The organism is Devosia sp., from assembly GCF_024707125.1.
Taxonomy (GTDB): Bacteria; Pseudomonadota; Alphaproteobacteria; order Rhizobiales; family Devosiaceae; genus Devosia.
In genome coordinates, this window is the sequence record NZ_JANQAH010000010.1 from 1 (window position 1) to 20594 (window position 20594).

Annotated in this window: 18 protein-coding genes and 2 tRNA genes; 12 read left to right on the forward strand and 8 right to left on the reverse strand. The window is 60.5% G+C overall.

The features are described 5' to 3' along the window. Window positions 1-155 precede the first annotated feature (155 nt). From NVV77_RS21995 to NVV77_RS14450, 3 genes are read right to left on the reverse strand one after another with little or no spacing between them, the layout of a single operon-like run. Entirely contained in the window at window positions 156-278 is a 123-nt protein-coding gene (locus NVV77_RS21995; protein ID WP_367178631.1) for a hypothetical protein, read from the reverse strand. A gap of 51 nt (window positions 279-329) precedes the next feature. Further along, window positions 330-677, reverse strand: a complete 348-nt coding sequence (locus tag NVV77_RS14445; protein WP_295414492.1) for a hypothetical protein — start codon at window positions 675-677, stop codon at window positions 330-332. After that, the gene (locus NVV77_RS14450; protein ID WP_367178632.1) at window positions 647-829 is read right to left on the reverse strand and encodes a hypothetical protein; all 183 of its coding nucleotides are present in this window, start codon (window positions 827-829) and stop codon (window positions 647-649) included. The genes NVV77_RS14445 and NVV77_RS14450 overlap by 31 nt, the downstream gene beginning before the upstream one ends. A gap of 414 nt (window positions 830-1243) precedes the next feature. Here NVV77_RS14450 and NVV77_RS14455 point away from each other — a divergent pair, with 414 nt between their 5' ends. After that, entirely contained in the window at window positions 1244-1876 is a 633-nt protein-coding gene (locus NVV77_RS14455; RefSeq protein WP_295414494.1) for a tyrosine-type recombinase/integrase, read from the forward strand. Window positions 1877-2052: 176 nt separating this feature from the next. After that, window positions 2053-2910, forward strand: coding sequence for a transposase (locus NVV77_RS14460; protein ID WP_295409858.1), 858 nt, complete (start codon window positions 2053-2055; stop codon window positions 2908-2910). On the opposite strand, the gene NVV77_RS14465 is transcribed toward NVV77_RS14460, so the two are convergent. Continuing rightward, window positions 2845-3564, reverse strand: coding sequence for a hypothetical protein (locus tag NVV77_RS14465; RefSeq protein ID WP_295409860.1), 720 nt, complete (start codon window positions 3562-3564; stop codon window positions 2845-2847). The genes NVV77_RS14460 and NVV77_RS14465 overlap by 66 nt on opposite strands. A 130-nt stretch (window positions 3565-3694) precedes the next feature. On the opposite strand from NVV77_RS14465, the gene NVV77_RS14470 reads away from it, so the two are divergent. Then, window positions 3695-4597 carry a LysR family transcriptional regulator gene (locus tag NVV77_RS14470; protein WP_295409862.1) on the forward strand — a complete coding sequence of 301 codons (903 nt, stop codon included), beginning with the start codon at window positions 3695-3697 and terminating at the stop codon, window positions 4595-4597. A 1090-nt stretch (window positions 4598-5687) separates the two neighbouring features. Here the strand turns inward: NVV77_RS14470 and NVV77_RS14475 are convergent. From NVV77_RS14475 to cpdR, 3 genes are all read right to left on the reverse strand, one after another. Beyond that, window positions 5688-5762, reverse strand: a tRNA-Val gene (locus NVV77_RS14475). Between the two features lie 29 nt (window positions 5763-5791). Beyond that, a tRNA-Val gene (locus NVV77_RS14480) sits at window positions 5792-5866 on the reverse strand. Between the two features lie 160 nt (window positions 5867-6026). Next, complete coding sequence (gene cpdR, locus NVV77_RS14485) at window positions 6027-6386, reverse strand: cell cycle two-component system response regulator CpdR (protein ID WP_035086991.1); 360 nt, start codon at window positions 6384-6386, stop codon at window positions 6027-6029. Window positions 6387-6639: 253 nt separating this feature from the next. Here cpdR and NVV77_RS14490 point away from each other — a divergent pair, with 253 nt between their 5' ends. The 5 genes from NVV77_RS14490 to NVV77_RS14510 all read left to right on the forward strand — a co-directional run bounded on the left by NVV77_RS14490 (window position 6640) and on the right by NVV77_RS14510 (window position 10853). Next, a complete protein-coding gene (locus NVV77_RS14490; RefSeq protein ID WP_295414497.1) occupies window positions 6640-7482 on the forward strand; it encodes an N-formylglutamate amidohydrolase in 843 nt (280 codons plus the stop codon). Between the two features lie 472 nt (window positions 7483-7954). Continuing rightward, entirely contained in the window at window positions 7955-8635 is a 681-nt protein-coding gene (locus NVV77_RS14495; RefSeq protein WP_367178633.1) for an inositol monophosphatase family protein, read from the forward strand. 111 nt (window positions 8636-8746) lie between these two features. After that, entirely contained in the window at window positions 8747-10003 is a 1257-nt protein-coding gene (locus tag NVV77_RS14500; protein ID WP_295414499.1) for a TadE/TadG family type IV pilus assembly protein, read from the forward strand. Continuing rightward, window positions 10000-10443, forward strand: a complete 444-nt coding sequence (locus tag NVV77_RS14505; RefSeq protein ID WP_295414501.1) for a TadE/TadG family type IV pilus assembly protein — start codon at window positions 10000-10002, stop codon at window positions 10441-10443. The genes NVV77_RS14500 and NVV77_RS14505 overlap by 4 nt, the downstream gene beginning before the upstream one ends. Further along, a complete protein-coding gene (locus tag NVV77_RS14510) occupies window positions 10440-10853 on the forward strand; it encodes a TadE/TadG family type IV pilus assembly protein (protein WP_295414503.1) in 414 nt (137 codons plus the stop codon). Before NVV77_RS14505 ends, NVV77_RS14510 begins: the two co-directional genes overlap by 4 nt. 14 nt (window positions 10854-10867) lie before the next feature. On the opposite strand, the gene NVV77_RS14515 is transcribed toward NVV77_RS14510, so the two are convergent. Next, entirely contained in the window at window positions 10868-11842 is a 975-nt protein-coding gene (locus NVV77_RS14515) for an alpha/beta fold hydrolase (protein ID WP_295414505.1), read from the reverse strand. 386 nt (window positions 11843-12228) lie between these two features. Here NVV77_RS14515 and NVV77_RS14520 point away from each other — a divergent pair, with 386 nt between their 5' ends. The 4 genes from NVV77_RS14520 to hpt all read left to right on the forward strand — a co-directional run bounded on the left by NVV77_RS14520 (window position 12229) and on the right by hpt (window position 20547). Further along, window positions 12229-12684 (forward strand): Hsp20 family protein, encoded by a 456-nt coding sequence (locus NVV77_RS14520; RefSeq protein WP_295414506.1) that lies wholly within the window; start codon window positions 12229-12231, stop codon window positions 12682-12684. Between the two features lie 703 nt (window positions 12685-13387). Next, window positions 13388-18127 carry a glutamate synthase large subunit gene (gene gltB / locus NVV77_RS14525; RefSeq protein WP_295414508.1) on the forward strand — a complete coding sequence of 1580 codons (4740 nt, stop codon included), beginning with the start codon at window positions 13388-13390 and terminating at the stop codon, window positions 18125-18127. 11 nt (window positions 18128-18138) lie between these two features. Continuing rightward, complete coding sequence (locus NVV77_RS14530; RefSeq protein ID WP_295414510.1) at window positions 18139-19566, forward strand: glutamate synthase subunit beta; 1428 nt, start codon at window positions 18139-18141, stop codon at window positions 19564-19566. 432 nt (window positions 19567-19998) lie between these two features. Next, a complete protein-coding gene (gene hpt / locus NVV77_RS14535) occupies window positions 19999-20547 on the forward strand; it encodes a hypoxanthine phosphoribosyltransferase (protein WP_295414511.1) in 549 nt (182 codons plus the stop codon). Window positions 20548-20594 lie beyond the last annotated feature (47 nt).

Sequence of the window (20594 nt, forward strand, 5' to 3'; positions counted from 1 at the left end):
GAACAACAAGACCAGCGCCGACACCGCGACCATCACAACATTATCGAAACTGGCAATCTGCTCCGGCACCTGAGATGGCGCAATTATTGCCGTCACAATCGCCGATACCCAAAATATTGTAGATGTTGGACCCGATGATGTTGCCAAACGCGACATCAGCCTCGCGCCGGACGGCGGCGATAAGGGGACGTCACCAATTCTGGCATCGACGTGCCTACTGCCACTATGGTGAGGCCAATCACGGTCTCGGAAATGCCTGCCGACCGAGCAAGGTCCACAGCGCCATTGACGAGAAAAGTATCCCCCAAGGACGACTATCGCCAAACCTGTCAGTGACGTTGCAAGCGGTAGAAGGACAGAGCTGCCGGGAGATTTCTGCGGAACAAGTGCAGTATCTGCATTCTGGGCTGCGAGGCTCTTGTCATAGACGGCACCATGAGCGGGTGTTGCTGCCGCTTCCTGACGAATTGCGATGTAGATGTATGCTCCCAAAGCGGCCACGAACATGGGCCAACCAGTCGCCCCAGTGGAAACAGCGGCGAAAGAAGTGCGAATACAATGGCCACCGCCACCATCAGCACGGCGTCTCGGCGCAGCGCTGACGATTGCACCACAATCGGGGTGAGCATAGCCGATGCACCCAGGATCAGCAGCAGGTTGGCGATGCTGGAGCCCACAATATTGCCGAAGGCGATCCAGGAGAACCGTTTACCGCCGCCTGCACCGAGGTGACCAGTTCGGGCGTCGAGGTGCCGAAGCCGACCAGCGTCAGCCCTATGATCAACGGGGATACCCCTAACTGGCTCGCGACCCGCACGGCGCCTCGCACCAGAAGCTCGCCGCCAACCAGAAGTAGGGCCAACCCCCGATGATCATAAGCCAAGTCATACCTAACAAACCTCCCAATCAAACTCGCTAACAGCGCAAGTCAGCAGAGGTTGCGAGGTTCCCGCATTCCCCTGGCGGACGCCTGACCCCGGTGCCGCATTGGTCCGTTCGGTCGGCTCTTAGGCGCGTCGGCTCCACGGAAGGACGGCACCGAAGAAAGGAACAATAGCAGATCGTGACCTCGTTAGAAAACGAAAGCTAATGGCACCTTAGAGCATCCCACCATGGTATTTTACGGCTGCTTCCAGGGCGGTTTGTCAGACCAGTCAGCGACTAGTTTGGGGTCGGGATCTGCCGCTGATAAGCCTGCCATATTCGTTCTCTTCATGGCCGCTTCGGCCAGAGGAGAAATGTGATGGGTATCTCACAGTACGACCCTGCTGCTGCAGGAAGACCTGCTTGGAATGCCGGTAGGCAGGTTGGCGCCAAACGTGCGTTGAAGGTCAGACAAATCTGGTCAATTCGCTTCTTCCTTGACCGAGAGGGAAGGATGAGGGACCGAGCACTTTTTGACTTGGCTATCGACAGCAAGCTTCGAGGCTGCGATCTGGTGAAGATCAAGATCGGCACGCTCGTGGCGGGACCTGCCATTCGAACTCGGTCGATGGTAATCCAGCAGAAGACAGGCAGACCCGTCCAATTCGAGATCGCCGCTGACACAAGGGCCAGCCTGCTTGCTTGGCTTGAGCGACGCGGAGGGACGGTCGATGACTACGCCTTTCCAAGCCGTGTAGTGCACGATGGTCATCTGAGCACCCGTCAATACGCCAGGCTGGTGGACGAGTGGGTCACTGCAATCGGGCTGACACCTGAGGAATATGGCACCCATTCGCTGCGCCGTACAAAGGCGTCGCTCATTTACAAAGCCACAGGCAACCTTCGGGCCATCCAGATACTTCTTGGCCATAGCAAGATCGAGAACACAGTTCGTTACCTTGGCGTGGATGTCGACGACGCTTTGTCGTTGTCAGAGGCAACCGAAATCTGAGCAAGCGACTTCGCCGGCAGCCGGTTGTGCTTCGTCGGCGAAGCGCCCCTTTCTGGCCGTTCGACTGCCGCTTGCGGCGTCCCGAAAGCATAGGTAATCGGGCTCGCTCTGAGCATGAGGCGAGCTCCCTGATATAGTCGCTGGTCTTTGGACCACCGCGAAGCAGGGAGACTATGATGGGACATTATGTTGGTGTTGACGTTGGCCTGCGGTCATCGTCGCTTTGCATTATCGACGAGCAGGGCAAGGTATGCCTTGAGCGTGAAGTTGCCTCGGAGATCGATGAGATTGCCGACGCGATAGGAGGCTTTTCTGAGCATGTCGATGGCGTTGCGCTGGAGACCGGCAACCTTACGCCATGGCTGACGGCGGGTCTGCGGGCAGAAGGTTTCCGGGTTGTCGTTATGGAGGCTCGCCAGGTGAAGACGACCCTGTCGAGCCTGCGTAACAAGACCGACCGGAACGATGCACGCGGCATTGCCCAAATCCTGCGCACCGGTTGGTACCGCGAGGTGCATGTGAAGAGCCTTGAGAGCCAGAGGCTGAAGACGCTGTTGGCAGCACGCAGAGCTTTGCTCCGGCGGCGGATAGACCTCGAGAACGAGGTCCGTGGACTACTCAAGGTCTACGGCTTCAAGCTGCCAGCACAGATCTATCATGCCCGGTTCGAGGATATGTCGCGCCAGGCCGTTATGGCCGATCCAGCACTTGCCGAAGCGCTTGGTCCGCTGCTGGATGCCCGCGGTCATCTTTACCGCGCGTTTCTCGAGATCGATAAGCGTGTCAGGTCCATCGCGCATGATGAAGGCGCGGACATGTTCCCGCCGATAGCCGCCCTTTCCAAGCCGGAGGCGAGTGCGAGCTTCGCTTGCCAGTTCCGGCACGGCCGCTTTGGCGTGAATCTAAATTCAAACAGCAAAGCGCCCGATGGGTTGCACCGGGCACTTCTTTCTCAAGTCACCTCGAGATTACTTGGTAGCGAGGATTTCGAAATTGTGGACGTTTGCCACCACACCGTCGTCCCATCCACCTGAGATCAATTCTGAAGCCTTTTCATTCAGGAGTCCGGCGACTTGTCCGGCAAAGTGCGCTTCGCGGCCAGAGTTGTCGGCAAAGATGTCGAAGATGGCGAAGTTGGTCTCGTCAATCTGCAGCGCCGCCCAGAACAATGTTTTGGGTTCAGTTTCTGCGACGATGGGGCCGGCGGCGGTCAGCAAGGCTGCCAATTCGGGGCCTTTACCTGGAGCAGCTTTGAGCTTGATGTAAGTTGCGGTCGTTGCCGTGGAGAGATCAACCGGCGCCTTGACCGACAGGACATCGGAGTTGTTGATATTCGCGACAACACCGTCGTCCCATCCGCCGTAGACCAGCGCGTCGGCGTTTTGGTTCAAAGCCGCCGCAACCGCTCCTGAGAAGTGAGCGTCGCGTGCTTCTTCGTCTGCGAAGATGTCAAAGATTGCGAGCGTGTCATCGGCTTGCAGAGCAAACCAAAGGACGGTGCCCGGCTCTGTGTCCCGCACGATCGCTGCGGCACCAGCCAGAAACTCCGCGAAAGCTCCGGTCTGGCCTTCGGCGGCCGGCATGGCGATGTAGCTGGCTGTATGATTTACCATTGGGTTGTCCTGTGCAGTTGCAGAAGTTGTGATCAGCGCCAGTGCGGCGACTGTCTGAAGGATTTGCGTTTTCATGGTCGTCTCCTGATTTGAAGTGCTTCAGGTTTGGTTTCGATGCACTTTTGTCCCATGCCGAATGCGCCCGAACCCAATTCCGAAATTCTATTCTTTGATAGACATTGACTATTGAAGTTGGTTTGATGGTGTGGCTGAAGATGTAACGGAGAATGCGGCGATGGAAATGAACCAGATCAGGTATTTTCTCGCTGTCTGCGAGCACCGAAACTTCACCCACGCAGCCAGCGCCTCCAATGTCTCCCAGCCTTCCTTGACGACTGCGATCAAGAAACTTGAAGACGAGCTTGGAGGTGACCTGTTTGTCAGGGACCGTGCGGGATGCAGGCTGACGACGCTGGGAAAACTCATGCAGCCAAGATTGCAGAAGGCTCATGATGAGACGAGACAGGCGAAGGCGGAGGCTGTCCGTCATATGCGCTTGGAGCGGGTGCCAATCTCTGTCGGTGTCGGAGAAACGATTGGCCACAACAGGATTTCGGCAGCTATGGAGCGTACTCGTACGCGATTGCCGCAAGCCGAAATAGAATTGATCGTTGCGCCAACCCCCGAGCTTCTTGCCGGGTTACGAGATGGTGAATTTGACGTTGTAGTCACCGCAGAGAAGGTCAGTGAAGACCTCTATCGTATAGACCATCTCTATGAAGAGGACTACAAGGTCGTGGTGTCAAAGTCGCATCCGTTGTCTGAACTAAGTGCGATCTCTCTTTCGACTCTTGCTAAAACTGACATGCTTGACCGCCTAAATTGCGAAATGCGGGATGTTTTGCATGGGACCTGCGCGGATCATGGTCACGAACTCTACGCGGCCTATCGGTCAAATCGGGTGGATTGGTTAGTTGAACTTGCTCGGCAAGGGTCAGGTGCGGTGATCCTGCCAGCCACCGCTATTCCTTCGGACATGGGCCTGGTGTCGAAACCCATCGATGGTCTTGAAATATCAAGAACTGTTTTGGCCCTTCGATATCGGCACCAAACGACGAGACCAGAGACAAATGATCTGATCCGTGAGATGACGCGCACGCTGGCGTAGTGAGGTCGGTAATCGACATTCGCCCATCGTGCAGCAATCGTCACTTTGGGCTCAGACCAGACTTTCGCGGCATCACGCTCGAACGTCCGTTCTACTTTTCTTCGAGACCTCGCCAGCAATCCGCCACTTAGCGCTGGAGAAATTGCGCCAGATTGCGGTGAAGGTCACAGCGAACCACACCCATTGTGTGCGGTGATAGTCGTCGGTGACGAGGCCGTACTCTTCAAGAAGCCACCGCGCCGCGTGAGGCGACCTTCGGCGCGGGTAACAGTGGGTGGGTTCTTTTCAATCTTGAGGAGCCGCTTGTGACCTGATGACCTCTTCAGCAGACGTCCCCGACTTTGCCGTCGGGTGGAAGTGAATGAACGGCAGATTTCGGGCGCCGAACGCGGCGCTCCGAACGGATACAATGGGGTCGGATGCCGCACGTCGGCTTTCTCAAATTCCTCGCCGAAACCGGACAGTCCGGAACCGGCCCCATTGCCGCCGTTCAAACCATGCCCGAAGCGGCAAACCAGGGCACGGAAGCGTGACCGCATCCAACAACTGCTCGCAGCGTTGAAAACCCCAAAAGCTCGCGTAAGATGAAACGATGAGAACATTTCCTTACTTAAGGGCACACCGACGGAAAGCGCGGAAACACGTTTTCCTTCGTTTTGGATTGGACGAGCTTTCTGCTGAAACTCTCCGAATGGAAGAAGTGCGTCTCCGCCGGCGCAGAAAAGCAGCGCGGTTAGAGGCGGCCACCGACTGGATTCGAACCCGTGAGGCTCGGTTCGCTCTGCGCAGAATCCAACTTCACAAGGCGACAGTTCTTGACCGTGTCGCCAATCGATTCACCAGTCGCTCCGCCGTCGAGGAATGGTTCTCGCAGGGACGCATCCCAGGATTCGGGGACGCTACGCCCCGCGAGATCGTTGCCCGAGGAGAAATCAATCGTATTCTCCGAGCGATTGATGCAATTGAAGCAGGAGTGCACGCATAGCGTGCAGAGAATGCACACCTTCAAACGCCGGTTCAATTGAACCGGAGAGGCAAGTCTGCCATGCAAGACAGCTCATACAATAATGAATGATATCATATAGTTAGATGGTGGGTGCGACAGGGATTGAACCTGTGACCCCTGCCGTGTGAAGGCAGTGCTCTCCCGCTGAGCTACGCACCCGCTGCCCTTGGCAGGGAAGAAAGAAGAGATGGTGGGCGTAACAAGGATCGAACTTGTGACCCCTACGATGTCAACGTAGTGCTCTCCCGCTGAGCTATACGCCCATCTCTCCGGGCCGGTTCAGCATTCGCCGTTCCGGTGGCGCGGATAAACCATGAAGCGACCAAAGGGTCAAGAGGCTCATTTCCGCGCCTGTGGATTTCTTCGTCACGCATGCCTCGCAAAAGTGGAAACCGGTTTTGCGGCAAAGGCATGCGCAGGCAATCATGCAGCCAGGAGCCGCTCCACTTCCGAGACGAGATCCTTGAGGTGGAAAGGTTTCGACAGCACCGAGGCATCCTTGGGCGCGTCGCTGTCGGGGTTGAGCGCCACGGCGGCAAAGCCGGTGATGAACATGACCTTCAAATCCGGATCGAGTTCCGTCGCGCGGCGCGCCAGTTCGATTCCGTCCATTTCCGGCATCACGATATCCGAAAGCAGCAGCGAAAACGGTTCTTCGCGCAAGCGCTCGTAGGCGGAAAGCCCGTTGTCGAACGACACCACCTCATAGCCCGCATTCTTGAGCGCGCGCGTGAGAAACTGGCGCATGTCGTTATCGTCTTCGGCGAGCAGAATTCGCTTCATCAAAAACCTTCTTTCGGGGCCAGTCCGGCAGTGAGTCGTATTGAGTCGATGTTTAATTCAGATTTGCCGCAACGCAAACGGCCTCGCGCCGCCAAGGCGTCTTTTTGCAATCAACTGGACAAGTTGACCGTGTCGCGCGACACTTGGGTGACAGCAAATCACTCGACCGCGCGCCCAGCGCGGCCCCCGTGGAGGCAGCGTGCGATCCGACTATTGGGATCAACCGGCATTCGAAACCATACGGCCCCGCCGCATGGTCGCACCGCTAGTGTTCAATTCGCCCCATTCCGGCCGGAGCTATCCCGACCGCTTCCTTGCCATGACCCGGCTCGACCATCTGTCGATCCGCCAGTCCGAGGACGCCTTTGTCGATGAGCTCTTTGCGCGTGCGCCGCATCTGGGCGCGCCGCTCTTGAGGGCGCATTTCCCGCGCGCCTATCTCGACGTCAATCGCGAACCCTGGGAACTCGATCCCACCATGTTCGTCGATCCCCTGTCCGATCGGTTCAACACCACATCGCCCCGCGTTGCCGCCGGTCTTGGCACGCTCGCCCGCGTCGTCGCCGAAAACAAGCCGATCTACCGCGAAAAGCTCACCTTCGAGGATGCGCGCATGCGCATCGAGGGCATCTACCACCCCTATCACGCCGCCCTCCAAAACCTGCTCACCGAAGCCGCCACCAGTTTTGGCGTTGCCGTGCTCATCGATTGCCATTCCATGCCGCGGCTCGGGCGCCATGGCGAGCGGGCAACCCCCGACATCGTCCTCGGCGATCGCTATGGCACCACCTGCTCGCCGGCTCTGGTCGATCTCGTTGAAACCGGCTTCATCGCTGCCGGGCTGAAAGTGGCGCGCAATCGCCCCTATGCCGGCGGCTTCTGCACCCGCGCCTATGGCCGGCCGCAGCACGGCGTCCATGCCCTGCAGATCGAGGTCAGCCGGCATCTTTATATGAATGAAGCGACGCTCGAAAAGAATGCGGGCTTCGAACCCCTGCGCCAGCTCGTCGATGGCATGATCCACGCCCTGATCGGGCTGGATCTCCTGGCGCTCGCAGCACCCGCCGCCGCGCCCGAACGCGCCGCCGCAGAATAGCGCTTTCGAAAAGGAAATCCCTTCACAAACAAGGGCCGCCCCGAAAGGCGGCCCAGTCAAGGGAGGAACGATGCGCTTCGACCAGACGCAGAGTGGCTATGCCGGTCAAAATGCACATCATGCCCCTCTGGCTTGAACCCATTTTCACTCCCATACAAGGCTCATCGCGTCCTCCGCTGCGGTTCGAAAGCGCTTGTTGCAAAAATGAATCATGACGGTTCGACGAAATTTCGGCCCCGCAACGCGCCCAGCGCCTGCCCTGGAAAGCATAAAGGTCTGACACGGGCCGGCATTTGTCCGCTTGCCCCGCGCCGCGCCGCCTCCTAAACCTCCTCAGCCCGCTGCTGGAGGATTTTTTCATGGCCACGACCATCGACTTTGCCCGTATCGAAGCGACCCTGCTCGCCGCCGCCGATGCCGCAGCGGCCCATACCCTCCCCTGTTCCGCTCCGGCCTTGCCGTCGACAACAAGCTGACATCAGGCTTTGATCCGGTCACCGAGGCCGACAAGGGGGCCGAAAAGGTCATCCGCGCCATCATCGCCGACGCTTTCCCGGACCACGCCGTGATCGGCGAGGAATGGGGCACAACCGGGGAAAGCCGCTATACCTGGATCATCGATCCGGTGGACGGCACCCGCGCCTTCATTTCCGGCGCCCCGGTCTGGGGCACGCTGATCGGCTTTGCCGTCGATGGTGTCGCCAAGGCCGGCATCATGAGCCAGCCCTTTATCGGCGAGGCCTTTGTCGCCGTGCCCGGCCATTCGCGCTATGAGCGCGGCGGCCTCACCCAGGCCAATCGCGTGAGCGGCCTCACCGACCTCGCCCCGGCCCGCGTCTTCACCACCACGCCAAAACTCTTCAACACGCCGGATCTCTTGGCCAAGTGGCACGCCGTCGAAGCATCCACACGCCTGCAGCGTTTCGGCATGGATTGCTACGGCTATGCCCTGCTCGCGGCCGGCCATGCCGACCTCGTCATCGAGCCCTATCTCAACACCTATGACATCGCCGCCCTCGTGCCGATCATCCGTGAAGCGGGCGGCGCCATTGCCTGCTGGGACGGTTCGGAGCCGACCGGCGGCGGCAATGTTGTCGCGGCGGCGAGCCAGGAACTGCTCGACAAGACGCTCGATCTGATCGCCACCGCCTGAAACGACCCGTAAAGTCTTCAGGGTGCACTAAAATTTAACGCCGGCGCGACATGTTGCGGTACGTACATCCCCTTTTGTCAGCGCCCCATGCACCACAGAGCAGCAGCACGTATGTTTGGCGATTCCTCCGGGAGCGTCGCCATCATTTTCGGGCTGCTCTTGCCCTGCCTTCTGGGCTTTGCGGCGCTCGCCATCGAGGTCGGCTATTGGTACAGCGAGAAAAACAAGCTCCAGATCGCTGCCGATACGGCCGCCTATAGCGCGCTGGTTGCCTATGGCATCGATGCGGATCTGGACAAGGCCATTGCCGTAGGCATCGCCCAGGCCAGGGCCTCCGGATTTTCCGGATCAAGCGACCAGATCGAAATCCTCATTCCGTCTCAGGACGAGGCGCTCGGGCCGAATTCATCCCGCGCCAACCTGTCCGTAAACACCAAGCTTTTCCTCTCGAGCCTGTTCCTCGATACCGGCACGGTCGATATCGGCGTGAACGCCTTTGCCAGCATGGACGAAGTCCTCGAAGCCTTGCCCTGCATGCTGGCGCTCAAGCCGAACCAGTCGCGCTCCATTGTCCTTGCCGCCAGCGTCCAGGCCAATATGGATTGCGTGGTCGCGACCAATTCGGCGAGCAATGACGCAATCTGGGCGGAAGGCTCGGCCAGCCTCACCGCCACCTGCGCCAGGACGCCAGGCACCATCGGCACCAATGGCGGCGCCTGGGTCAACCTGACCGAGTGCGAGGATGGCCACGACCGCGAGACTTCCACCGACCCCATGGCCTCGACCCCCTTCTGGGGCAGCTCGGCCATTCCCGACACCGGCTTTTTCGTTGACCAGTCGATATCGCAAGGCCGCTATGGCGCAGGCATGCCCGGCGGCAATATCCTCAAGCCAGGCAAATACGGCAAGCAGGTGGAAATCGATGGCACGGTCACCCTGCTTCCGGGCATCTACTATTTCACTGCAGGCTTCCGGGCCGCGCCGGGAAGCCGGATCATCGGCGATGGCGTCACCATCTATCTCGACCAGAGCAAGGTGCTCGACATCGCCCAGAACGTCGCCTGGGATCTGAAAGCCCCGACCAGTGGCCCCAGCCAGGGCATGGCCATCATGGGCGACCCATCCAAATCCGGCGGCTCGGTGCGCCTTATCGGCGTCCTCGGCAATGTCGAAGGCGGCATCTACTTTCCCAATCAGACCCTTCTTACCGAAAGCGGCCCGAACCTGGCCTCGGCACGCTGCACCCGGATCGTTGCGAGCACCATCGACATTCGCGGCAGCGGCACCATCAACAATGATTGCTCATCGACGACGAGCGGCAGAGGCGGCGGAGCCGGCCGCGTCCGCCTCGCCAAGGGGTCTGCATGATCGCCCGGGCCAGGTCACTCCTGCACTCTTGCTGGCACGATTGCCGCGCCAATGCGGCTGTCGAATTTGCCCTGCTGGCCCCTTTCCTGCTCCTGCTTATTGCCGGCACCATCGATCTTGGCCTCGGTTTTCAGGCAAAGGTGAAACTGCAATCGGCCCTCAATTCCGGCATGCAGCATGTCATGCAGACCCAGGGCGCCGATATCGCCACCTCCCGCGAGGTCATTGCCTATAGCCTCGGGGCCAATAGCGCGGCCGATATCGAGATGGAAACCTTCTGCGGCTGCGCCAGCAAGAAGGCCGGATGCCAGGCCAGTTGTGCTTCCGGGCTCGATCGTTTTGCCAGCGGCAGTGTCTTCCTGCCCTATAGGACCGCCATCTTCGCCCAGGACATGACCATCAGCGCCAATTTCGAGCTCTATCTGGGTGAGGTGGAATGAACAGGCGCCCGGACAAGAGCCTCGCAGACTTCCTGCGGCAAGAGCGGGGCAGCGCGGCCGTCGAATTCGCCATCGTCATCCCGGTCTTCCTGGTCTGCATCATGGCTCTGTTCCAGGTCGGGTTCGGCGTCTATGCCCATTCGACGATCTCGCGTCTGGCCGAGGACGGCCTGCGTCACCTGCTCTTCCAGCCCGACGATGAAAACGGCGCCCGGGACGCCATTTTCGCGGCCATGAGCCATACGGCGCTCGATCCCACCCAGCTGACCATTTCCATGCAGAACCAGACCGAGCCCTATGATCACATAGAGCTCCGGCTCGACTATCTCTTCCAGGTGCTCGGTCCCTTCCCGCTGCCCGAAAGGGTGCCCCTTCACGCCGTAGCCATGGTTCCGCTGGCGGGTGACTAGCGGCGCACGCTGCGCTAGCGCGTCTGATTGGTGATGAAGGCGTCGAACGCCGCCAGCACCTGACCGCGGATCGGATCGGTCTCGATGAACAGCTCGTGCTTGGCCCCGGCAATGACCACATGCCGCCCATTGCGCAACCTGAGACCCAATTGCTCCAGCGCCGGCGTCGACACGATCGTATCGCGCGCTGCCGCCAGCACCAGCAGCGGAATCTGCAGCCGCCCGGCAAAATCCTCGCGATTGGCTTCCACCATCGCCTTCATCGAGGCCGCCAGCCACCGAAAGCTGGGCGAGCCGATATAGAGCCCGTCATCGGCCCTGATGGTTTCCACCATGCGCATATAGCGCAGCATGTCCGAAGTCAGCGGATTGTCGAGAAAGCTCGCTTCGCTCGGCCGCCGGTCTCCCTTGCGCTTGAGCGGCACCGCGCCCAGCCCCAGAAAACTCAGCGTTTCGGCAAAGGCGCCAAAGCCCCCAATGCTGTGCTCCATGCCATGCAGGCACACCATGGGCGCCGAGAGGAAGACGCGGTCGAACATCATCCGGTCGCGCGTCGTCGCATAGAGCGACGCAAGCCCCCCCATGGAATGGCCCACGAGATAGAAAGGCGGCGGACAATCGGGCAGCAGGATTTCGGCATGAAAGGTCCTGAGATCAGTCCAATAGTCGTCGAACCGATCGACATAGCCCACCGTGCGATTGCCGATCAGCCGGTCCGAGCCGCCCTGCCCGCGCCAGTCAAAAGTCGCGACGGCAAAGCCGCGCGCCTGAAAGTCCGCGATGGTCTCAAAATACTTCTCGATATATTCCGTGCGCCCCTGCACGAGGCACACCGTGCCCCGATGCGGCCCGGCCGATCTGGGCCAGATGGCATAGCGCAGTTTCACCCGGTCAGGCGTCGTCACATAGCCGACCCGCACGCCAGCCGGCACGGGATTGGACGGAACAATGGCAAGCTTCGGGCCAGTGGGATCAACCAATGCGGTCAAGACGCGCCTCCACGATTTTGCCATGAGGATAGCCTCGTGAAGTAAAGAAAGGCCAGCATTCCGGGCCGAGGAATGCTGGCCTTTTTCATGGGCGGGCCCGTGCGGGGGGCGGATGACGGGTCCCGCCTGACAAGGCAGCGGCGGCGGCCTTGTCCTCACGTTATCGGCCACGACGCCTGAACAGGCCCGGACCACACCATTCATATTCGGTTCATTTTGGTCCCGTTGCAGCCACCCCTTGAAGCTGCAAAACCCCACCCTAAATATGATTGGTCCGCCGGAAAGCCGGGGACACCGGCCCTGCCGACAGGACGCTCGCCACATCTGGGAGCACCGCGGGAGGCACCGTAATTTCAATCCACGTTGCTCAACTGGAGAATGTGAAAATGCAGACCATCGATTTTTCCCCCTTCTATCGCTCCACCGTCGGTTTCGACCGCCTGTTCAACCGCCTCGACACCTTGGGCACCCAGGAAACCAAGTCCTACCCGCCCTATAATATCGAGCGCACTGGCGAAGACACCTATCGCATCTCCATCGCCGTGGCCGGCTTCTCCAATGGCGACATCGCCATCGAGACCAAGGAAAACAGCCTCGTCGTGAAGGGCGCCAAGCCCGCCGAGACCGCCGACACCAAGCGCGAATTCCTCCATCGCGGCATTGCCGAGCGCGCCTTCGAGCTGCGCTTCCAGCTTGCCGACTATGTCGAAGTCCAGGGCGCTGCCCTCGAAAACGGCCTCCTCCATCTCGAACTGAAGCGCGAACTGCCCGAAAGCAAGAAACCGCGCACCATTGCGATCAATGGCGGCACCGCCACCATCGAGGACAAGTCGGTCAACTAATCTCGATCCTCCTCCCGGAGACGATGAAGGCGCGGTCCCAAAAGGGGCCGCGCTTTTTGTTTGCGGCCCCGGTCGCGAGAACGTTCAGACTTCGTTGCCAGCGGGCTCCATCTGTCCTCGTCTGGCACAGGGCGAACCGCCTTTCCCCAAGAACTCCTATTGCACCCACACACCGAAAATAGGACAATCGCCTGCATCGGACCCGAAAGTAGGACTTTCGCACAAAATTCGCGCACACTGCTCACAATTTGAGCATTTTGACACCAGAAATCCTACAATTCCTATGCCACAAAACAGGCATTCCTATTTTTTCGTACCAAGTCCAACCTTACCGCTTGTACCTAGTTTTGAATTATGCAAATGTGGAGCTGTTAGGGCAGTGCTTCTGTCCTATCTGACGCGTCGCCCCGCTCTCCGCGGCAAGCAGCGCACGCTGGTTCGGCTGGACCGCTAGACGATAGCGGAAACGAACAGGCGGAGCTAAGATAGCTCGAATATGAGCGGCCATTTGGATGCAGCGCCGCTCCCCACGCATGGATGCACTTGTTCATCCGAGCCGTACCAAACGTACGACCCGATTGAGAAGTGCGCCCACTGAGGACCAAGACTGCATCCAGCGGGCCGGCACCGGCACCATCAGGATGCACACGACATAGCGAACCAAGCCCGGCAACGGGTACGATCAGACAGCGAGGATTAAGATATGGCCCCCCAGCAGAACGGACAATTTTCTCCGGTTGCAGCGAAAGCCAATACTCGCAAAACCACTCTGATCGAAAACGGTAGAATCGTCGCCGGTCGCCCCGAAGCCCAGGGTTTCTACGATCCCATGCAGGAACATGACGCCTGCGGCATCGGCATGATCGCCAACATCAAGAACAAGCCCAGCCACGAAGTGGTCGAAAAGGGTCTCGAAATCCTCGAGAACCTCGAACACCGCGGTGCCGTGGGTGCCGATCCCCTGATGGGCGACGGCGCCGGCATCCTGGTGCAGACCCCGCACGCCTTCTTCCAGAAGGTGCTGCCCTTCGCCCTCCCGGAAAAGCACCACTACGCCGTGGTGATGGTCTTCTACCCCAACATCGTCGAACTGCGCGATCGTTGCGCTGCTTCTGTCCGCGCCTGCCTCGAAAAGGAAGGTGTCACCCTCCTTGGCGAGCGCGTTGTCCCCACCGACAACAAGAAGCTGTCCACCGGCGTCATCGCCACCCAGCCGATCATCGAGCAGATGGTCATCGCCCGCCCCGAAGGCCTGACCCTCGACGAGTTCGAGCGCAAGCTGCTCATCGTGCGCAAGGTGATCTCCAACACCGTCTATGCAGAGGTTCCCGAGAGCAACGGCGACAACGGCTTCTATGTCGTCTCCATGTCGGCGCGCACGCTCGTCTATAAGGGCATGTTCCTTGCCGACCAGCTCGGCGCCTTCTATCCCGACCTCCACGACGAAGACTTTGAAAGCGCCATTGCCCTCGTGCACCAGCGCTTCTCGACCAACACTTTCCCGTCATGGAAGCTGGCCCACCCCTACCGCATGACCACGCACAATGGTGAAATCAACACCATCCGCGGCAACGTCAACTGGATGGCGGCCCGCCAGGCTTCCGTGCACTCGAAGTATTTCGGCGACGACATCTCAAAAATCTGGCCGATCTCCTACGAAGGCCAGTCGGATACGGCCTGCTTTGACAACGCGCTCGAATTCCTCGTGCGCGGCGGCTATCCGCTGCCCCACGCAGCCATGATGCTGATCCCGGAAGCCTGGGCCGGCAATCCGCTGATGGATGAAAAGCGCCGCGCCTTCTACCAGTACCATGCTTCCCTCATGGAACCCTGGGATGGCCCCGCCGCCATGTCCCTTTCCGACGGCCGCTATGTCGTCGCGACCCTCGACCGCAACGGCCTCCGTCCGGCGCGCTATCTCGTCACCAAGGAAGGCCATGTGGTCCTCGCCTCGGAATCGGGCGTCCTGACCATTCCCGACGAAGACATTGTCGAGCGTTGGCGCCTGCAGCCGGGCCGCATGCTGCTCATCGATCTTGAGCAGGGCCGCATCATCTCCGATGAAGAGATCAAGGCAACGCTTGCGACCGCCAATCCCTATGCCGATTGGCTCGCCCGCACCCAGATCGTGCTCGAAGACCTGCCCGCCGTTGCCCCCAAGGCACCGGAACCGACCGAGGCCCTCCTCGATCGTATGCAGGCCTTTGGCTATACCCAGGAAGACATCAAGCTCCTGATGGCGCCCATGGCCACCACCGGCCAGGAAGCCGTCGGCTCGATGGGCACGGACACGCCGATCTCGGCGCTCTCCAACAAGTCCAAGCTCCTCTATACCTATTTCAAGCAGAACTTCGCGCAGGTCACGAACCCGCCCATCGATCCGATCCGCGAGGAATCGGTGATGAGCCTCGTCTCCTTCATCGGTCCGCGCCCCAACCTCTTCGATCTCGAAGGTCTGTCGACGGTCAAGCGCCTCGAAGTGCGCCAGCCGATCCTGACCAACGAGGATCTCGAAAAGATCCGCGGCATCGGCGACATCGAAGACAACCAGTTCAAGACCAAGACGCTGGACATTACCTACCCCGCCGCCAACGGCGCGGCAGGCATGGAAGCGGCTATCGAGGCCCTTTGCCAGGCAGCGGAAGCCGCCGTGCGCGGCGAATACAACATCATCATCCTCTCCGATCGCCTGATCGCAGCGGATCGTCTGGATATCCCGACGCTCCTGGCCCTCGCCGCCGTGCACCACCACCTCATCCGCAAGGGTCTCCGCACCTCGACGGGTCTTGTGGTCGAAACCGGCGAAGCCCGCGAAATCCACCACTTCGCCATGCTGGCCGGCTACGGCGCCGAAGCCATCAACCCCTACCTTGCCTTCGAAGCCCTGCAGGCCCTCCACGCCGAAGGCAACTACCCCGAAGAGGTCTCGGCCGACGAAGTCGTCTACCGCTACATCAAGTCGGTGGGTAAGGGCCTCCTCAAGGTCATGTCCAAGATGGGCATTTCGACCTACCAGTCCTATTGCGGCGCCCAGATTTTCGACGCGGTCGGCCTCAACTCCGATTTCGTGAAGAAGTACTTCTTCGGCACTGCAACCTCGATCGAGGGCGTTGGCCTCTCTGAAGTCGCCGAGGAAACCCTGCGCCGTCATGCCGAAGCCTTTGGCGACGATGCAGTGCTCAAGAAGTCGCTCGATGTCGGTGGCGAATATGCCTATCGCATCCGTGGCGAAAAGCATGCCTGGAGCCCGGATGTCGTTGCCGACCTCCAGCACGCCGTCCGCACTTTCGAGGAAAGCCCCGAAACCGCGCAGGACCGCTACAACAGCTTTGCAGAACGCGTAAACTCGGGCGAAAACGGCTATCTCGCCATTCGCCACCTCTTCGACATCAAGCCCCTCGGGCCTGAAGTTCCGCTCGAAGAAGTCGAAAGCGCCGCCACCATCGTCAAGCGCTTCGTCACCGGCGCCATGTCCTTCGGCTCGATCAGCCGCGAGGCGCATACGACGCTGGCCATCGCCATGAACCGCATCGGCGGCAAGTCGAACACCGGCGAAGGCGGCGAAGAGCCCGATCGCTACAAGCCCCTGGCCGATGGTTCGCAGAACCCGCTGCGCTCCGCCATCAAGCAGGTCGCTTCCGGCCGCTTCGGCGTCACAACCGAATATCTGGTCAATTCCGACCAGATCCAGATCAAGGTCGCGCAGGGTGCAAAGCCCGGCGAAGGCGGTCAGTTGCCCGGCCACAAGGTCGACTGGGTCGTCGCCAAGACACGCCACTCGACCCCTGGCGTGGGCCTCATCTCCCCGCCGCCGCACCACGACATCTATTCGATCGAAGATCTCGCCCAGCTCATTTACGATCTCAAGAACGTCAACGAGCAGGCCGACATCTCGGTCAAGCTGGTCTCGGAAATGGGCGTCGGCACGGTTGCGGCCGGCGTTGCCAAGGCACGCGCCGACCACATCACCATCTCCGGCTACGATGGCGGCACGGGCGCTTCGCCCCTGACCTCGCTCAAGCATGCCGGCGGTCCCTGGGAAATCGGCCTTGCCGAAACCCATCAAACCTTGGTCCTGAACCGCCTGCGCAGCCGTGTAAAGCTGCAGGTTGATGGTGGTCTGAAGACCGGTCGCGACGTGCTCATCGGTGCCCTCCTCGGCGCCGACGAATTCGGCTTCTCGACCGCGCCGCTGATCGCGGCCGGCTGCATCATGATGCGCAAGTGCCACCTCAACACCTGCCCGGTTGGCGTCGCCACCCAGGACCCGGTGCTGCGCAAGCGCTTCAAGGGCACGCCCGAACACGTCATCAACTACTTCTTCTTCATCGCCGAAGAACTGCGTGGCCTGATGGCTGAGATGGGTGCACGCACGCTCAACGAACTGGTCGGCCGTTCCGACCTCCTCGATCAGCGCCGCGCCGAAGGCCAGTGGAAGAGCGAAGGCATTGATCTGAGCAAGGTCTTCTACAAGCCCGAGCCGATTGGGGGCGACACGCTCTATCACTCGGAACTGCAGAACCATCACCTCGAAGCCGTGCTCGACCGCAAGCTCGTCGAATTGGCCAAGCCCGCTCTCGAAGAAGGCAAGCCGGTGCAGATCGAATTGCCGATCCGTAGCCGCGACCGCTCGGCCGGTGCCATGCTTTCGGGCGCCCTCGCCAAGAAGTATGGCCATGAAGGCCTGCCGGAAGACACGGTCTCGATCACCCTCCGCGGTACGGCTGGCCAGGCATTCGGCGCCTTCCTTGCCAAGGGCATCTCGATCGACATGATCGGCGACGCCAATGACTATGTCGGCAAGGGGCTCTCGGGTGGCCGCATCGTCGTGCGTCCGTCCGACAAGGTGTCCTTCGATCCGACCAAGTCGATCATCGTCGGCAATACCGTTCTCTACGGCGCCATCAAGGGCGAAGCCTATTTCCGCGGCATCGCCGGCGAACGCTTCGCCGTGCGCAATTCCGGTGCCATCGCCGTTGTCGAAGGCACGGGCGACCACGGCTGCGAATACATGACCGGCGGTCTCGTCGTCGTCATCGGCCAGACCGGCCGCAATTTCGCAGCCGGCATGTCGGGCGGCGTGGCCTATGTCCTCGACGAGGACGAGACCTTCCGGTCGCGCTGCAACCTCGCCATGGTCGATCTCGAACCGGTGCAGGAAGAAGAAGAACTGATGCAAAAGCTCCACCACCATGGTGGGGACCTGGAATGGCATGGCCGTGTCGACATTTCGGGCGACATGACCAAGCACGACGACGAGCGCCTGCACCAGCTGATCTCGAACCACCTGCACTATACCGGTTCGACCAAGGCCAAGCAGATTCTCGACAACTGGGTCGAGATGCGCCCGAAATTCGTAAAAGTCATGCCGGTCGAATATCGTCGCGCCATCCTCGAGATGGAACGCAAGCGCTCGTCTGGCGCACACGTGGCTGCTGAGTAAGGAGAGAGCAAATGGGTAAGGTAACAGGCTTTCTCGAGATCGAACGCGAAGAACCGCGCTACGAACCGGCTTCCGACCGCATCCGTCACTTCGGCGAATTCACCATTCCGATGACGGAAGGTCGCATCGTCGACCAGGCGGCGCGCTGCATGGATTGCGGCATTCCGTTCTGCCATGGCGATACCGGCTGCCCGGTCCACAACCAGATCCCGGACTGGAACGACCTCGTCTACAACAACGATTGGGAAGAGGCGGCGCGCAACCTCCACTCGACCAATAATTTTCCGGAATTCACCGGCCGCATCTGCCCCGCCCCCTGCGAGGAAGCCTGCACGCTGAACCTGGAAGACGTCCCGGTCGCCATCAAGACGGTCGAGCAGGCCATTGCCGACAAGGCGATCCGTTCCGGCTGGATCAAGCCGCAACTGCCCGCAGTCAAGACCGGCAAGAAGGTCGCCGTCGTGGGCTCCGGCCCGGCCGGCATGGCCGCGGCCCAGCAGCTGGCCCGCGCCGGTCACGAGGTTCACCTCTTCGAGCGTGAACCCAAGGCCGGTGGTCTGCTCCGTTACGGCATTCCTGACTTCAAGATGGAAAAGGAACACATCGACTTCCGCACCACCCAGATGGAAGCCGAAGGCGTCACCTTCCACTATGGCGCCAATATCGGCGTCAACGTGCCGCTCTCCGACCTGCAGCGCGACCACGACGCCGTGCTGCTCTGCGGCGGTTCCGAACGTCCGCGTGAAGTCGACGTCGAAGGTCAGCAATTCAACGGCGTCCACTACGCCATGCCCTTCCTCGTGCAGCAGAACCGTCGCGTCGGCTACGAAGACGTTTCCCACGAAGTCCAGCTCACCGCCGCCGGCAAGCATGTCGTCGTCGTCGGTGGTGGCGATACCGCCAGCGATTGCGTCGGCACCTCGTTCCGTCAGGGCGCCATCGCCGTGACCCAGCTCGACGTCCGCCCGATGCCGCCGGAACTGGAAAACAAGCTGACCAACTGGCCCAACTGGGCGGTCAAGATGCGCACCTCGTCCTCCCAGGCCGAAGGCGCCATCCGCGAGTTTTCCGCCGGCACCATGAAGATCATCGGCAATGCCGCCGGCGACGTCATCGGCGTCGAATGCGCCCGCGTCGACCGCAAGCGCCAGCCGATCCCCGGCTCGGAATTCATCATCAAGGCCGACCTCGTGCTCCTCGCCATCGGCTTTGCCGGCCCGGTGCACGAAGGCATGCTGAGCGAACTCGGCGCCGACTACGACAAGCGCGGGAACCTGTTTGCCGACACCATGACCTACCGCACGACCAAGCCCAAGGTTTACGCCGCCGGCGACATGCGTCGCGGTCAGTCGCTCGTCGTCTGGGCCATCCGCGAAGGCCGCCAGGCCGCCCGCTCCATCGATTTCGATCTGATGGGCAAGACGGACCTGCCGCGCTGAGAAGCGCACCAAAGGCAAGATCGCTCCGGTGGAGCGATCTTCGCCGCGCAGGCCATGCTCGAATGGCGCCCTACCCCAAGCGCCACCCTCGGGCTCGACCCGAGGGCTCTGCACTTAGGCCGTCCCCAGAAGATAGTCTGCAGTAGACAGCCGCCACAAACACCGACGCCCTCGGGTCCGATCCGAGGGCCCTGCGCTTAAGCTATCTCCTGCAGATAGTCTCCAGCGGACAGTCTCCAGCAGACAGCCTCCACAGACTCCGACGCCCTTGGAGCCAATCCGAGGGCTAACCCTCAAAAGTGGCAGCAGCAAACACCGATGCCCTCGGATCACCTCCGGGGGCGTCGTCGTTCTGTGACCTATTCCGCCAGCCGCTACCCTCGATGCCAACAGTCTGCTAACAGTCTCGCGCTTGCGCTACTCGGACTCGCCATGACCCAAAAGCCCTACATCGTCGACGAACTGATCTCCGCAAAGGCCATCGCCGCCCGCGTCGAAGCCCTCGCAAAAGAGATCTCCACCCACTTCGCCGACACCGACAAACTCGTCGTCGTCGGGCTTTTGCGCGGCTCCTTCATCTTCATCGCCGATCTCGTCCGCGAACTCGACCTCCCCGTCGAAGTCGATTTCCTCGAAGCTTCTTCCTATGGAAATTCCATGGAATCGAGCCGGGAAGTGCGCATCCTCAAGGACTTGCGCGGCGAGATCGCCGGCCGCGATGTCCTTGTTGTAGAAGACATTATCGACACCGGCCACACGCTGAAACACGTCCTCGAGATCCTCGAAACCCGCCATCCCCGCCGCATGGAAGTCTGCGCCCTGCTCAGTAAGCCGAGCCGCCGCGAAACCGACATCGAGGCCAAATGGCTGGGCTTTGAAATCCCCGACCGCTTCGTTGTCGGCTATGGCATCGACTACGCCCAGCGCAACCGCAACCTCCCCCATATCGGCGCAGTCCGCTTCACCGAAGAAAATTCCTGAAGCCGCGGGACTAAATCTCTCCCCCCGGTGTTTGTCTCTATGCAGGC

Coding starts and splice junctions, on each gene's coding strand:
- NVV77_RS14455 (WP_295414494.1), top strand. CDS start 1,244: ATGGGTATCTCACAGTACGACCCTGCTGCTGCAGGAAGACCTGCTTGG.
- NVV77_RS14460 (WP_295409858.1), top strand. CDS start 2,053: ATGGGACATTATGTTGGTGTTGACGTTGGCCTGCGGTCATCGTCGCTT.
- NVV77_RS14465 (WP_295409860.1), bottom strand. CDS start 3,564: ATGAAAACGCAAATCCTTCAGACAGTCGCCGCACTGGCGCTGATCACA.
- cpdR (WP_035086991.1), bottom strand. CDS start 6,386: ATGAAGCGAATTCTGCTCGCCGAAGACGATAACGACATGCGCCAGTTT.
- NVV77_RS14490 (WP_295414497.1), top strand. CDS start 6,640: ATGGTCGCACCGCTAGTGTTCAATTCGCCCCATTCCGGCCGGAGCTAT.
- NVV77_RS14500 (WP_295414499.1), top strand. CDS start 8,747: ATGTTTGGCGATTCCTCCGGGAGCGTCGCCATCATTTTCGGGCTGCTC.
- NVV77_RS14505 (WP_295414501.1), top strand. CDS start 10,000: ATGATCGCCCGGGCCAGGTCACTCCTGCACTCTTGCTGGCACGATTGC.
- NVV77_RS14510 (WP_295414503.1), top strand. CDS start 10,440: ATGAACAGGCGCCCGGACAAGAGCCTCGCAGACTTCCTGCGGCAAGAG.
- NVV77_RS14520 (WP_295414506.1), top strand. CDS start 12,229: ATGCAGACCATCGATTTTTCCCCCTTCTATCGCTCCACCGTCGGTTTC.
- gltB (WP_295414508.1), top strand. CDS start 13,388: ATGGCCCCCCAGCAGAACGGACAATTTTCTCCGGTTGCAGCGAAAGCC.
- NVV77_RS14530 (WP_295414510.1), top strand. CDS start 18,139: ATGGGTAAGGTAACAGGCTTTCTCGAGATCGAACGCGAAGAACCGCGC.
- hpt (WP_295414511.1), top strand. CDS start 19,999: ATGACCCAAAAGCCCTACATCGTCGACGAACTGATCTCCGCAAAGGCC.